Below are 14,519 nucleotides of genomic sequence, written 5' to 3'. Positions count from 1 at the left end.
GACCGGTGTTTGGAAACGCATGTATACAAAGGCTGCGCCTAAGCAAATTATGACACTGGCTACAAACCAGGGCCAGTAGATAAGATATTTGAAAATCACGCGGTAGAGGTTAAAATCTTCCTCTTTCTGTTCCGGTGTATCGAATAGGTTGTTTTCGTTCATAAGATTGTTTTAAGTTTTTGAGTTTGTTTTTCAGATAACGAGGTTTCAGTTGACAAGGAAACAAGGCCTCGTCAACTTGTTACCTGATACCTTGTTGACTTAAAAAATTATTTTACAAGCGTAGCAATCAAACTGGCAATGGATACCAGGATAGAGGTGGCCGAGATAACGACACTGGTGGTATTACCGATTTCAGAGTTTTTGGCCTTGGTCTTATTGGGAGTGACATACAGGATGTCGTTCTGTTGCAGATAGAAGTAAGGGGAGAGTACAATGTCGGACTTGGTGAGGTCGAGCATTACAATCTCACGTTTTCCCAGTGCGTCTTCACGAATGAGTTTTACATTGTCGCGTACACCGTATACGGTCATATCGCCTGCCATGGCAAGGGCTTCGAGTACATTGACTTTTTCATTGGATACGGTAAAGGTACCCGGTCGAGTGACTTCACCCAATACTGAAATCTTGTAATTTGCCATGCGTACAGTGACGATGGGAGTTTCTTTCAGATACGGTTTAAGGCCTTCCCGAATCAGGGCTTCGGCTTCATTTTTGGTCATACCGCCTACCTTGAGTTTTCCCAATACAGGGAAGTCGATTTCTCCCTGATTATTAACTAGATATTGTTGCAGGGAGGGTTGGGTAGTAGCGTTAATGTTTGCAATGGCTGCGTTGAGTGGGGTTTGTACTGTAAGGTTGAAAGGAGCTGCAGCTTGTGGGTCTGTGGTATTGACCGTAATGCTCAGCAGATCCTTGGGCATAATCTTTGCATCGTAGAGAGGAATTTCCTTTCCGTAGGAGTTTACGGTTTCGGGATCCTGCATGTAGGGTACTTTCTTGTAAGAGGAACATCCTGCCAGAAAGATACCGGTTGTAGCGATTAGGATAAAATGTTTTAGCTTCATATTTTTAAAGTTCTTTAGATTTTTAGTTTTTGAGTTAGTTGACGAGGCAGTTATTAGTATAAGTTTTTAAGTTCTTTAGTTTATAAGTTTGCGTGTATAAGTTTTTGGTTTATTACTGTTTTGAGATTAACCAACTAAAAAACTTATAAACTCAAGAACTCATATTAAGTTTTTAAGTTGGTTGGTGTTCTCAAACTTACAAACTCAAGAACTAAGAAACTCATAATCTCTTGTTCCCTTGTCAACTTGTTTCCTTTACTTCTGTTTTCCGAATACTCTGGCAAAGAACCCTTTCTTTTTGGGGGGATCGTAGTAGCTTTCTTCTTCGTATTTGCGCATGAGGTCTTCGTAGGAGAGTTTTTGGGTGACCATTTCGTAGATGGTTCCCCAGTCGGGCAGTCCTCCGAGGTTGCGGTCGTCGATGAAGAGGTCTGCCTTGAGCTTGCGCGAATAGTGACGGTTGGCTCCTTTTTCCTCTTCGGGGTAGTCGCGGTTGACGGCATAGAACTCGATGCCTCGTTCGCGGCAGAAGGCGAGTGCTTCGTCGAGCAGCCGTCCTTCGCGTACGGTCCAAAGAATGAGACGGTGCCTGTCCTGCTGCAACCGGCGCAGGGTTTCGAAGGCAAAGGGTATTTCCCTGCCAATCTCCGGGTATTTGTGTTCGACTAGTGTTCCGTCGAAATCGATGGCTATGATCATGTTGAGTTTTTAAGTTTTTTAGTTTTTAAGTTAGTTGACGAGGCGTTTGTGTAAGTTCTTAAGTTTTTAAGTTAGTCAACAAGGTATCAGGTGACGAGTTGACGAGGCTTGTTCTTGTTCCCTTGTCAACTTGTCCCCTTGTCAACTATCAATTGTCAACTGTCAATTGATAAAGAGTCATCGCCTGCATGAGTTTGAGGTTTCTGCGGCACATCCAGGGGAAGGTGAGGCTTCGCAGAGGGATCTGATATTCTTCCACAATCTGATAGAAGAGGGGCTGGCTGAGCAGCTCGGGGTTGTGTGCCAGCAGGAGAAAGGCGTCTTTGCGGAAGGCATAGAAGACGGCTTTCTTGAGCTCGGGCAAGGTGCCGGCTTCGGTCTCCGTGAAGATTTGTACGGGCTGTGGCAGTCCTGCCTGACGGAGGCTCTGGAGCGCCTCTTCCTGTGAAAAGCTTCCGTCTGTATAGAGCACAATCTCCCTTCCCCCAACTTCTTCCTGCAAAGTCTGCATATCTTCGGGAAGAACCGATTCGGCTTTCCGGCTGATGGCTGCAAACTGCTTGCGAAGCTGTGCACGGGTGACCCGTTTCACTGCAGAGAGGGTATAGAACATGTAACGGACGATGTATTTTTCTCCTCTCAGAAACGAGTCGTACAGCTCGTAATAGAAAGCTTTCATCTTCCGCATTTGCGCAAGAAGCTTTCCGGATTCTACGGGAATAAGGTCCGATTGTTCAAATTCCACAAGGGTGGAGGAAATGAATGACATTTTGTACAGATTTCTTTGTAGGTTTGATTTACTTAGTTTAGGTTTGTTAAAAGATAGAAGGATATACCTTTCTCTCCTCCCCAGTGCGTTTAATTTACTGGGAATCAATTCTGTTTTTTCGCAAGTAGAAAATGGGTCCGGGAGTACTTCTGTTTAAGAGGTGCCCCTATTCCGACAGATGATAATTCATAGTTATGTAACTTAAAGACCTAAATTGTAAATAAAGACTAATATTCAAGGGCTAAAAGTCTACTCTTACACGAGAAATCAAAGAAAAAATGTATATTTGCGCCAGAAAATGACCGCTTGTTCGGCTGTGAGAGCGCACCTCTTAAACAGAGGCGCGCTTTTTTATTGTCAAAATAATTGAATGAGTGGGAAAAATCTTGTGTTTAGCCTTATTTAAGATAAAAACCGCCGTATTTTGGGGAAAATTCCATTTCTTTATAAAAGACTACCGGATTATTTTTCTTCTTCGGAAGGGAAAAATGGGAATCGGTCCGGGAGATTGTGAAACCAAAAACAAAAGGATATGAAGACAAGAGGACAACAAATAAGGGCTTTTTTACTGCTTGCCCTTTTCCCGCTTTTTTCGTGGGCACAGACTTATACAGCATGGTGGAAAGAAGTGGAAACCTTGCAACAGAAGGATTTGCCGAAGTCGGTAATCGGGGTGTTGGACAAGATTTATACCAGGGCGGAGACGGAAAGAAATTTGCCGCAGATGATGAAAGCCTGGCTGATGCGGGCACAATATAGGGGAATGATTGCTCCGGACAGTATTCCGGTGGACCGGAAACAGCTGGAGGACTGGGCGGAGAAGGAAACGGAGCCGCTGGGAAAGGCGGTGCTCTACAGTCTCCTGGGAAGCAGACTGGCGGAACAGGGACGGGAAGAGGATGTGGACAGCGCACTGGTGTATTTCAGACGTTCGTTGGCGCCGAAGGAGGTGCTGAAGGGTGCTTCGGCTGCCGACTTTGTACCGATGACACAGACGGGAAAATTGAGTGAACGCTATCTGGGTGACTCGATGTACGACCTGCTGACCAGGGAAGCAATACGTGCCTTGAACGGGGCATGGCGATGGAACCGGATGGAGAAGGTGCAGGAGGAGATTGTACGGATGTATGATGACCTGCTGGCTTTTTACGGGAACGGAAACCGGGAGGGCTTCCTGATTACACAACTGGCAAAGGCGGAATGGCAGGCACAGCGTGGAGTGGCAAGAGAGCGTTTCCGGCTGAGCGGAGAGGAGTATGGCAGTCTGCTGGAGAAATGGAGCCGGGAGTTTGCCGATCTGGAAGTGTGTGCAGAGGTGTATCTGAGACGGGCTTTGCTGTATGAACAGGAAGGGGACTTGCGGAAGGCATACCAGACTGCGGAGAAGGGATGGAAGAGGTATCCCAAGGCTGAAACGGTGAAGGCGCTGAAAGGGGTGATGGAACGGATAGAAACACCGGCGCTGCAGGTAGAGATTCCGTTTGTGTATCCGGAGGAGGAAGCGGAACTGAGGGTGACTTACAAGAATCTGACAGCACTGCGGATGGAGGTGTATCGCCTGAATCTGACTCCGCTGGAAGTAGAGAATAACCGGCAGGACGAGTATAAACGATGGGTTAAGAAGTTTGGAAAGCGGACCGAGGTGCAGCGCTGGCAGCTGAAGCCGACGGAGGATTTCCGGCAGACGGATACGGTGATACGCTGGAGAATGCCGGAGCCGGGGATTTATCTGCTGAAGACAGCGCCTGAAGGGTATGCGGAGAAGGTGGATTATACGGTGTTGCATGTGTCGCCTTATCAGTGTGTGGCTTTGACGGCTGAAAAAAACTGTTATGAGGTGGTAGCAGTGGACAAGCGGACCGGACAGCCGGTGCCGGGCGCGGAACTGGTGATGTATGAGGAGAAGAACGGTACGTATCTGGTGAAGAAGACGGACAAGGCGGACGAAAGAGGAAGTGTACGGATAGAAGTGCCGGAGGGCAGGGAGCTATTGTGCAATGTGCGGACTCCGGGGAATGACTTTATGGCCATCGGGTCTCTGTCTTTGTACAGGCAGACAGTAGCCTCAGAAAAGGAATGGAGAAGAAGGACATCGCTCTTTACCGACCGTTCGCTGTACCGGCCGGGACAGACGGTACGGGTATCGGGTGTGGTATACCGGCAGCGGGGGGACTCGTTGCAGGTGGCTGCCAACGAGACGGATGAAGCGGTGCTGGTGCTGCACGGAAAGGAATGGAAGAAAACGGCTGTGCGTACCGATGAATGGGGTACGTTTGCTGCGGAACTGGTGTTGCCGCAACAGGTGCTTCCGGGAGAGGCACTGGTGAAGGCTTTCGGAACTTCGGCTTATATAAAGGTAGAAGAATATAAACGGCCGACTTTTGAGGTGACGTTTACACCGGTGGAAAAGGCGTATACCTGGGGGGACAGTCTGCGCGTGGAAGGACGGGCACTGACTTTTGCGGGGGCGCCGGTGCGGAATGCGGAGGTGGACTTCCGTATGACGCGTGCCATGCGCTGGTTCTGGATGCCCGGCGGACAGGGAGAGGAGATTCAGCATGGAACGGTAAGGACGGATGCCGAAGGACGGTTTGCTGTAGAGGTATGTCTTACCCGTCCGGAGAGTGAAATGTTCCGGAAAGGATCCTATTTTTATTATGCGTATACGCTGAAGGCGGAGGTGACCGACGGAGCCGGAGAAACCCAGGCAGGACAGATGGTGCTGCCGGTGGGCAGTTGTTCCATCGGACTGCAGATAGAGGGACTGCGCGAAACAATGGTGCGGGAGAAGAAGGAAGAGATGGTCTTCCGGGTACAGAACCTGAACGGAATGCCGGTGGATACGGAGGTGACTTTCCGGGTGTTTGAACGGGGAGAAGACGGAAAGAAAGGAAAGCTGGTGTACGAAGGGAAGCGGAAGGCACAGGAAGCGTTCTCGCCTGCCGCTGTGTGGAACTTGCCCGACGGTATGTACCGGATGGAGGCATCGGCCTGTGATGAAGCCGGAAGAGAAGGGAAGACGGAGCAGGACTTTGTGTGGTGCTCGCTGCATACGGGACGGATGCCGGTAGTGGCAACGGAATGGTTTTACCGGGATGAAAAGGGACCGTGGAGCGAGGAGAATGCGGTGGATCTGTATGTGGGAAGCAGCGAAGACAGTGTGTATCTGTTTGTAGATGTGTATACTGAAGAGGGACGCGTCGGATCGGAACGGATGAATCTGAGCAACGAGGTGGTGAAATTGTCGTATCCGTACCGGAAGGAGTATGGAGACGGGGTGATAGTGAACATGGCCTTTATGAAGAAAGGGGTATGGCACAGCCGCCAGGAGCGTCTGGTACGTCCCGAACCGGAGAAGCAGCTCCGGATGAAGTGGGAGACTTTCCGCGACCGTCTGACTCCGGGCACACAGGAGGAATGGCGGATGCAGATTGTGGACAAGGACGGCAAGCCGGTGCGTGCCAATGTGATGGCAGTGCTGTATGATGCTTCGCTAGACAGACTGTACGGACATAGCTGGGGATTCGGACTGCATTTTAACCGTGCAGTGCCGTATGTGTTTACGGGAACGATGTGGAACGGACAGCGTGCGGGAATGTATGTGCCGTTTGCATACCATTATGCAGGTAGTGGACTGAGGCTGGATGAGTGGGGAGACTACAGCAGGCTGTGGAAACCGACATTCGGCGATTATGAAGAAACGGTTCAGATTACGGAAGATTGTGTATTGGCAAGGCCGGCGTTTTCGAGAAATGCGGTGGAAGTGAAATATGCGGCACCGAAGAATGCGAAGTTGACGGATGTGGTCTTTGAGGAGGAAATGGTGCCGGTAGGAGGAAATGGAGAGGCAACGGCAGAAGGACCGGATGCTCCGATAGACATGCCGCTGAGAACGAACTTTGCCGAGACGGCTTTCTTCTATCCGCAACTGCGTACGGATTCGGCAGGGGTCGTGAGCATGGTATTTACGTTGCCTGATGCCCTGACGACCTGGAAGTGGATGGGATTTGCTCATACAAAAGCTATGGACTACGGACTGATGACGGATACGGTGGTGGCTTCGAAGCCGTTTATGGTGCAGCCTAACTTGCCGCGTTTTGTGCGTGCCGGCGACCGGGCACAGGTGGCGGTATCGCTGGTGAATTTGTCGGAAGAAGAGGTGAAAGGGACAGTTCGTCTGCAACTGACCGATCCGATGACGGACAAGGTGGTCTTTTCTGCCAAAAAGAAATTCCGTACGGCAAAGGGAGAAACCGGACAGGTGTATTTCGATTTTGAGGCTGGCGGACGCCATGAGGTACTGGTGTGCAAGGTGGTGGCGGAAGCCGGTGCGCATACCGACGGCGAGCAGCGGTATCTGCCGGTGCTGACCGACAAGCAGTGGGTAACGGAAACAGTTCCGCTGCAACTGGACGGAGCGGATACGCTGGTGATAAAGACGGAGGATTTGTTCAACGGACAGAGCGAGACAGCTGCCGACAGAAGACTGACGGTGGAGATGACAGCCAATCCGGACTGGTATGTGGTACAGGCTTTGCCGGCATTGGGGAATCCGGCTTCGGAGGATGCGATTGCCTGGGCTTCGGCGTACTATGCACAGAGTCTGGCTGCGCATCTTGTGGATTTGAATCCGCGTATCGAAGAGGTATGGAAGGCTTGGGAAGCTGCGGGGACACTGGACGAGCATACACAGAGTCCGCTGGAGCAGAATGCCGACTTGAAAGGGTTGCTGGAGGAGGAAATGCCCTGGCTGGCAGAAGCGATGAAGGAAACGGAACAACGGAGACAGATAGTCCGGCTGTTCGACCGGAACATCCGGGAACAGGAATTGAGGACGGCAGTGGAAAAACTGAAGGGCTTGCAGCGAGAAGACGGTTCGTGGAGCTGGTACCGCGGCATGGAAGGGAATCTGTATGTGACGACACAGATTGCCGAACTGTTGAGCCGGCTGTATGCGCTGACCGGAAAACTGGAGCTGGGAGCGGAACCGATGTATGTGCGGGCCATGAATTACCTGAAGGCAGAGGTGGAGAAAGAGTATGAGGAGCTTCGGAAAATGGAGAAGGAAGGAAAGGGTAAGGCAGTTCCCCGTACGGAGACGGTACGCTGGCTGTATATGCAGGCTTTGTGCCCGGATAAAGTGAGTCTGCCGGAGCAGAAGAAAGTGGACTGGATACTGGACCGGGTGGAAGAGCAGAAGGTGTATGGCATTTATGAAAAAGCGATGCATGCGATAGTGATGCAGGCTTGCGGCAGAACCCGGAAGGCGGCAGAGCTGATGCAGTCTGTAAAAGAGTATACGGTGTACAGCAAGGAGATGGGACGCTACTTTGACACACCGAAGGCGGCCTATTCGTGGAGCAGTTACCGGATTCCTACCCAGACGGCTGCCCTGGAAGCGATTCACCGGCTGGCTCCGGACGAACGGATGGAGGGAGAAATGAAATTGTGGCTGCTGAAGCAGAAGCAGGTACAGGCATGGGAGACTCCGATTGCTACGGCGGATGCGGTGTATGCGTTCTTGTGTGGCGGAGAACATCGGATGGAGGAAGCCGGACAGATGAAGGCGACCGTGGGCAAGACGATATGGGAAACCCCACAGGATGCTTTAGGCTATGTGCGCCGGAGCTGGGAAGGCAAGGAGACCAAGGTGGACCGTGTGATAGTGGAAAAGACCGGAAAGGGTATAGGCTGGGGAGCCGTGTATGCACAATATACGGAACAGATGGACCGGCTGAAGGCAGATGAGGGGCACGGACTGTATGTAGACCGGGAGTATCGGAAAGAGGGAAAGCCGGCAGACGGACAGACGGTGCTGAAACCGGGAGACAAGTTGACGGTGAGACTGACGGTGCGTGCCGACCGCGACATGGACTTTGTACGGGTGAAGGATGAACGGGCTGCCTGCATGGAGCCGGTGGAACAGTTGTCGGGATATTGCCGCATCGGTGGTACGGGATGCTACCGGGTAAGCCGTGACGCATCGACCGAGTTTTTTATCGACCGGATGAGAAAAGGTACTTACGTGCTGGAGTATGACGTATATATCGACCGTAGCGGTACGTACAGGGCAGGTATGGCTTCGGTACAGTCGGTTTATGCACCGGAGTTTGCCGCGCATACGGGAACGGAGAAACTGACTGTAACTTTTTGCGGTGATTGATTTTCTCTCTATCTTTGCGCAAACACAGGACAGGAGCGGTTTGTCAGTTCTTTTATTCCAATGCTGGTTTTTGGCTTGGGGATTTGACTGCTCACTATCTTGTAAAATATATAGAAAGAGAAACAGATGAAACGTATTTTATTCTTATTGATGATATGGAGTGCTGTGGCCCTGGCAGGGAAGGCACAACCTAAGATAACTTTCGACCGTGAACAGCAGGATTTGGGTTACGTATTGTGGCGAAATCCGGTAACGGTGACCTATGCTTTTACCAACACGGGAGATAAACCGCTGGTGATTTCGAACGTGACGACTTCGTGCGGATGTACAAAGGCTACATGGACGGAAGAGCCGATTCCGGCAGGAGGAAAAGGTACGGTAACGGCTGTGTTTGATGCAGAGGCGATAGGACGTTTCTATAAGGAAGTGGGAGTGTACTGCAATGCTTCGCCGATGCCTTTGTATCTGGAATTCAACGGAGAAGTAACTGCCGATCCGAAAAACTTTACCTTTACCCATCCGATTGCTTTCGGAGCCATCCGTCTGGATAAGGAAGAGATAGAGTTTGATGATGTGAACCGAGGTGACAAGCCGGTGTTTGAAATTCTGGTGGCCAATACATCGAACAAACCATATACTCCGGTATTGATGCATTTGCCTCCGTACCTGAGTGTGAAGTCGACTCCGGAGGTGATAGGACGTAACAAGAGTGGAAAGATAGAGGTGACGCTGGATACGGAAAAACTGCCGGCATTGGGTATTACCCGTGCATCGGTGTACTTGTCGCGCTTCCTGGGTGACAAGGTGGGTAGTGAAAATGAGATTCCGGTATCGGTTGTATTGTTGCCCGACTTCTCTTCAATGAGCGAGTACGAAAAACAGAATCCACCGGTTATTTCACTTTCTACACAAAAACTGGAATATCTGAATCTGAAGCCGACTCAGAAGAAGTCGCAGACGGTTGTGATTACAAATACAGGAAAGACTGACCTGGTAATCAAGGATATGCAGGTGTTCAGTATGGCTTTGTCGGTGAATTTGAAGAAGCGTGTGCTGAAACCGGGTGAGTCGACCAAGATGAAAGTGACTGTATTAGCCAAGAACCTGTCACGTGTGAGAGGTACACAGCGTATTCTGATGATTACAAATGACCCGCAGCATCCGAAGATAACCGTGAGGGTGAAGGCGAGTTTGAGATAGTTGGTTTGAGTTTTTAAGTTTTTGAGTTTTAAGTTTGTTATAAACTGTCAATTGGAAGCGTTTTGTAAACTCACCAACTTAAAAACCTACTAACTTACGAACTCAAAAACTTAAAAACTTAAATTGCCCCTTGTTAACTAAAAATAAAAACAAAAAGCTATGGACCATCCGGAAAACAGTGAAGAATACAAAGGACTGACCGTGAATAAAGGCATAGAACAGCCTGCAACGGTAAATCCTTATCTGAAGAACAGAAAGCGTCCGCAAAGACGGCAGTTTTCTGCAGGAGAATATGTAGAAGGTATTCTGAAAGGAAATGTCACGATATTGAGTCAGGCCGTTACGCTGGTGGAGAGTTTGCGTCCCGAGCATCAGGCACTGGCGCAGGAGGTGATTGAAAAATGTCTTCCGTATTCAGGAAATTCGGTACGAGTGGGAATCAGTGGAGTACCAGGAGCCGGAAAAAGTACATCGATTGATGTCTTCGGACTGCATGTACTGAAAAAAGGCGGGAAACTGGCTGTGCTGGCTATCGACCCTAGTAGTGAACGTTCGAAAGGTAGTATTCTGGGTGACAAAACCCGTATGGAAAAGTTGTCGGTTCATCCGGATGCGTTTATCCGCCCCAGTCCTTCGGCCGGATCGCTGGGAGGTGTGGCGAGAAAAACCCGTGAAACGATTATTCTTTGTGAAGCTGCCGGTTACGACAAGATTTTTGTAGAAACTGTAGGAGTGGGACAGAGTGAGACAGCTGTACACTCGATGGTGGACTTCTTCCTGCTGATTCAACTGGCAGGTACCGGAGATGAACTGCAGGGAATAAAGCGTGGTATTATGGAGATGGCAGACGGAATTGTTATCAACAAGGCAGACGGGAATAACATTGAAAAGGCTAAGTTGGCTGCGGCTCATTTCCGTAACGCACTGCATCTGTTTCCGGCACCCGAGTCGGGATGGACACCGCAGGTGATGACGTATTCCGGATTCTATAACATCGGCGTAGAGGAAATCTGGGACATGGTGTACAAGTATTTCGACTTTGTGAAGGCCAATGGATATTTTGAACACCGTCGTAACGAACAGGCTAAGTATTGGATGTATGAAACCATCAACGAACATCTGCGCGACAGTTTCTATCAGAATGAGAAAATAGCGGCTATGCTGGCCGGACAGGAACAGGAAGTACTGAACGGACGGGCTACCTCGTTTGCGGCAGCCAAGCGACTGCTCGATACTTATTTTGAGGAAATGAAATAAAAAGGAAAAGAAGAGATTCATTTATCGCATAATTATACGCAAAAAGCACCATAATTAGAATATTTTATCGAAAATAAGCTGATTATGGTGCTTTTGGTGAATAATATATGTAACTTTGCCCCCATAAATATTGAACTGGATTAATGCAAAACGAGAACATGTCTATTATTGAGGTAAAGGATGTATCCAAGTTTTTTGGAGAAAAGACTGCATTGGATCATATTAACCTCTCGGTTAAAAAGGGTGAATTTGTAACGATTCTGGGACCGTCCGGATGTGGAAAGACTACGCTGTTGCGACTGATAGCTGGTTTTCAGACTGCTTCGGAAGGAGAAATACGTATATCCGGAAAGGAAATTACGCAGACACCGCCGCACAAGCGACCGGTGAATACTGTGTTTCAGAAATATGCGCTGTTTCCGCATCTGAATGTGTATGATAACATTGCTTTTGGTCTGAAACTGAAGAAGATGCCGAAGGCTGAAATGGAGAAGAAAGTGAAGGCTGCGCTGAAGATGGTGGGAATGACGGATTACGAATATCGTGATGTGAATTCTCTGTCGGGAGGGCAGCAGCAGCGTGTAGCAATAGCCCGTGCCATTGTGAATGAGCCGGAAGTGTTGTTGCTGGATGAACCGCTGGCTGCACTGGACTTGAAGATGCGTAAGGATATGCAGATGGAGTTGAAGGAAATGCACCGCCGTCTGGGAATTACCTTTATTTATGTGACACACGATCAGGAAGAGGCACTGACACTGAGTGATACCATCGTAGTAATGAGCGAGGGTAAGATTCAGCAGATTGGTACACCGACAGATATCTATAATGAACCGATCAACTCGTTTGTAGCCGACTTTATTGGAGAGAGCAACATCTTGAACGGAACGATGGTGAAGGATTGCCGCGTACGTTTCTGCAACCATGAGTTTGAGTGCGTAGACAAGGGATTTGGAGAAAATATGCCGGTGGATGTGGTGATTCGTCCCGAAGACTTGTATATTTTCCCGGTATCAGACATGGCACAGTTGCGTGGTGTAGTGCAGTCGTGCATCTTCAAGGGAGTGCATTATGAGATGGTGGTGCTGTGTGGTGATTATGAAATGGTAGTACAGGACTATCATGCTTTTGAAGCGGGTACGGAAGTCGGTTTGCTGATAAAGCCTTTCGATATTCATATTATGAAGAAAGAGCGTACCTGCAATACATTTGAAGCGCGCATGATAGATGAAACACATGTGGAGTTTCTGGGATGTGAGTTCGAATGTCCGACGGTGGATATGAGTCGGGTACAAGAGAACGGAGCCGTAAAAGTGGAAGTGGATTTCGATCAGGTGGTGTTGCAGGACAACGAAGAGGACGGTATGCTGACTGGAGAAGTGAAGTTTATTCTGTACAAGGGAAATCATTATCATCTGACGGTATTCTCCGATTGGGATGAAAATGTATTTGTCGATACCAATGATGTATGGGACGACGGAGACCGTGTAGGTATTACTATCCCGAAAGAAGCGATTCGTGTGATTATCTGATTTTCTTTTTCTCGACATACGGAAATGAATAAGTTACGATTTTTCTTTTCTTCACGTAAGAGCTGGACACTGCCTTATCTGCTGTTTTCCCTCTTTTTCGTGATTATTCCGATGGTGCTGATTGTGGTCTATGCCTTTACGGATGATGCAGGTCATCTGACACTTGCCAATTTCAGCAAGTTTCTGGCACATCCGGAAGACGTGAATACCTTTGTGTATTCGATTGGTATTGCCATTCTCACTACGATAGGGTGTATTGTGTTGGGCTATCCGGTGGCATGGATTCTGAGTCGGAGCAATTCGGGGTATGCCAAGACGGTGATTATGCTGTTTATCCTGCCCATGTGGGTGAATATCCTGATCCGTACGCTGGCTACGGTGGCTCTGTTTGATTTCCTCCGTTTGCCATTGGGAGAGGGGGCACTGATATTCGGTATGATATACAACTTTATTCCGTTTATGATTTACCCTATTTACAATACGCTGCAGAAGATGGACAAAAGTTATATTGAAGCAGCACAGGATTTGGGGGCCAACTCGTTTCAGGTGTTCTGGAAGGTGGTATTCCCGCTTTCTATGCCGGGGGTGGTTAGTGGTATCATGATGGTATTCATGCCTACTATCTCGACTTTTGCCATCGCCGAACTGCTGACGATGAACAACATCAAGTTGTTCGGTACGACCATGCAGGAGAATATAAACAACAGTTTGTGGAATTACGGGGCAGCTTTGTCGCTGATTATGCTGTTCCTGATTGCGGCAACTTCACTTTTCAGCAGTGAAGAACGCGAATCGGATAAAGGAGGAAGTGGCGTATGGTAAAGAAGATTCTTGCACAGACATATCTGTGGGTGTTGTTGCTGGCATTGTATGCACCGATTGCCATTATTGTGATTTACTCGTTTACCGAAGCCAAGGTACTGGGTAACTGGACGGGGTTTTCGATGAAACTGTATGCTTCGCTGTTTGATACGGGAGCGCATCATTCGCTGGTGAATGCCTTTGTCAATACCATTGCCATTGCACTGATTGCAGCAACGGCATCTACTATATTGGGTAGTCTGGCTGCTATCGGTATTTATAATCTGAAGGCTCGCGGACGGCAGGCGATGGGATTTATCAATACAATTCCTATTCTGAACGGTGATATTATCACGGGTATTTCACTTTTCCTGCTTTTTGTATCGTTGGGTATTACTCAGGGATTTACTACTGTGGTACTGGCACATATTACGTTTTGTACGCCTTATGTGGTGTTGAGTGTGCTTCCGCGACTGAAACAGATGAACCCGAATCTTTATGAGGCTGCTTTGGACTTGGGGGCAACTCCGATGCAGGCACTTCGCAAGGTGATTATTCCGGAGATTCGTCCGGGAATGATTACAGGGTTTCTGCTGGCACTGACCATCTCTATTGATGACTTTGCCGTTACGGTGTTTACCATCGGTAATCAGGGGCTGGAAACGCTGTCGACTTATATTTATGCTGATGCACGCAAGGGAGGACTTACCCCTGAATTGCGTCCGCTTTCGGCCATCATTTTTGTGGTGATTCTGGTATTGCTGATTATTCTGAACAGAAGGGCAGATAAAAAAAGATGAGAAAACTGGTTTTTAAGTTTTTGATTTCTTGAGTTTTTGAGTTTGCGTATGAGGATATCAACAAGCTTAATATGAGTTTTTAAGTTCTTAAGTTTTTAAGTTCCTGAGCTTGAGAATACTAATAAACTGACAAACTTACAAACTAAAAAACTTACAAACTTAATATGAACTCTTGAGCTGACAAGAGAACTATAGTAATTGCCAGTTATCAATTTTCAATTGAAAAGTTTCGTA

The 14,519-nt window shown here is 48.5% G+C and carries 9 protein-coding genes; 6 read left to right on the top strand and 3 right to left on the bottom strand.

Translation table 11 applies throughout. The features are described from left to right. Window positions 1–269: 269 nt before the first annotated feature. The 3 genes from O6P32_RS10215 to O6P32_RS10205 all read right to left on the bottom strand — a co-directional run bounded on the left by O6P32_RS10215 (window position 270) and on the right by O6P32_RS10205 (window position 2,535). The gene (locus tag O6P32_RS10215; protein WP_269878372.1) at window positions 270–1,067 is read right to left on the bottom strand and encodes a polysaccharide biosynthesis/export family protein; all 798 of its coding nucleotides are present in this window, start codon (window positions 1,065–1,067) and stop codon (window positions 270–272) included. Window positions 1,068–1,322: 255 nt separating this feature from the next. Then, the gene (locus O6P32_RS10210) at window positions 1,323–1,766 is read right to left on the bottom strand and encodes a BT0820 family HAD-type phosphatase (RefSeq protein WP_269878370.1); all 444 of its coding nucleotides are present in this window, start codon (window positions 1,764–1,766) and stop codon (window positions 1,323–1,325) included. Window positions 1,767–1,914: 148 nt separating this feature from the next. After that, window positions 1,915–2,535, bottom strand: coding sequence for a hypothetical protein (locus tag O6P32_RS10205; protein ID WP_269878369.1), 621 nt, complete (start codon window positions 2,533–2,535; stop codon window positions 1,915–1,917). 532 nt (window positions 2,536–3,067) lie between these two features. Between O6P32_RS10205 and O6P32_RS10200 the strand changes: the two genes are divergently transcribed. The 6 genes from O6P32_RS10200 to O6P32_RS10175 all read left to right on the top strand — a co-directional run bounded on the left by O6P32_RS10200 (window position 3,068) and on the right by O6P32_RS10175 (window position 14,285). Further along, window positions 3,068–8,698 carry an alpha-2-macroglobulin family protein gene (locus tag O6P32_RS10200; protein ID WP_269878368.1) on the top strand — a complete coding sequence of 1,877 codons (5,631 nt, stop codon included), beginning with the start codon at window positions 3,068–3,070 and terminating at the stop codon, window positions 8,696–8,698. 126 nt (window positions 8,699–8,824) lie between these two features. After that, window positions 8,825–9,898, top strand: coding sequence for a DUF1573 domain-containing protein (locus tag O6P32_RS10195; protein WP_269878366.1), 1,074 nt, complete (start codon window positions 8,825–8,827; stop codon window positions 9,896–9,898). Between the two features lie 159 nt (window positions 9,899–10,057). Then, the gene (meaB, locus tag O6P32_RS10190) at window positions 10,058–11,155 is read left to right on the top strand and encodes a methylmalonyl Co-A mutase-associated GTPase MeaB (protein WP_269878365.1); all 1,098 of its coding nucleotides are present in this window, start codon (window positions 10,058–10,060) and stop codon (window positions 11,153–11,155) included. 143 nt (window positions 11,156–11,298) lie between these two features. Next, window positions 11,299–12,684 (top strand): ABC transporter ATP-binding protein, encoded by a 1,386-nt coding sequence (locus O6P32_RS10185; protein WP_178266016.1) that lies wholly within the window; start codon window positions 11,299–11,301, stop codon window positions 12,682–12,684. A 24-nt stretch (window positions 12,685–12,708) separates the two neighbouring features. Next, window positions 12,709–13,506: an ABC transporter permease gene (locus O6P32_RS10180; RefSeq protein ID WP_178266015.1), complete on the top strand. Its 798-nt coding sequence runs from the start codon at window positions 12,709–12,711 to the stop codon at window positions 13,504–13,506. Next, window positions 13,500–14,285 (top strand): ABC transporter permease, encoded by a 786-nt coding sequence (locus tag O6P32_RS10175; protein WP_178266014.1) that lies wholly within the window; start codon window positions 13,500–13,502, stop codon window positions 14,283–14,285. The genes O6P32_RS10180 and O6P32_RS10175 overlap by 7 nt, the downstream gene beginning before the upstream one ends. Window positions 14,286–14,519: the final 234 nt, after the last annotated feature.

Source organism: Phocaeicola acetigenes (genome assembly GCF_027529745.1).
Classification (GTDB): domain Bacteria; phylum Bacteroidota; class Bacteroidia; order Bacteroidales; family Bacteroidaceae; genus Phocaeicola; species Phocaeicola acetigenes.
This window is presented reverse-complemented; position numbering and strand designations above follow the sequence as displayed.

Excerpts from the sequence above, each read along its gene's own strand:
- O6P32_RS10215 (WP_269878372.1), bottom strand. The coding sequence starts at position 1,067 with ATGAAGCTAAAACATTTTATCCTAATCGCTACAACCGGTATCTTTCTG.
- meaB (WP_269878365.1), top strand. The coding sequence starts at position 10,058 with ATGGACCATCCGGAAAACAGTGAAGAATACAAAGGACTGACCGTGAAT.
- O6P32_RS10175 (WP_178266014.1), top strand. The coding sequence starts at position 13,500 with ATGGTAAAGAAGATTCTTGCACAGACATATCTGTGGGTGTTGTTGCTG.
- O6P32_RS10180 (WP_178266015.1), top strand. The coding sequence starts at position 12,709 with ATGAATAAGTTACGATTTTTCTTTTCTTCACGTAAGAGCTGGACACTG.
- O6P32_RS10195 (WP_269878366.1), top strand. The coding sequence starts at position 8,825 with ATGAAACGTATTTTATTCTTATTGATGATATGGAGTGCTGTGGCCCTG.
- O6P32_RS10205 (WP_269878369.1), bottom strand. The coding sequence starts at position 2,535 with ATGTCATTCATTTCCTCCACCCTTGTGGAATTTGAACAATCGGACCTT.
- O6P32_RS10200 (WP_269878368.1), top strand. The coding sequence starts at position 3,068 with ATGAAGACAAGAGGACAACAAATAAGGGCTTTTTTACTGCTTGCCCTT.
- O6P32_RS10185 (WP_178266016.1), top strand. The coding sequence starts at position 11,299 with ATGCAAAACGAGAACATGTCTATTATTGAGGTAAAGGATGTATCCAAG.
- O6P32_RS10210 (WP_269878370.1), bottom strand. The coding sequence starts at position 1,766 with ATGATCATAGCCATCGATTTCGACGGAACACTAGTCGAACACAAATAC.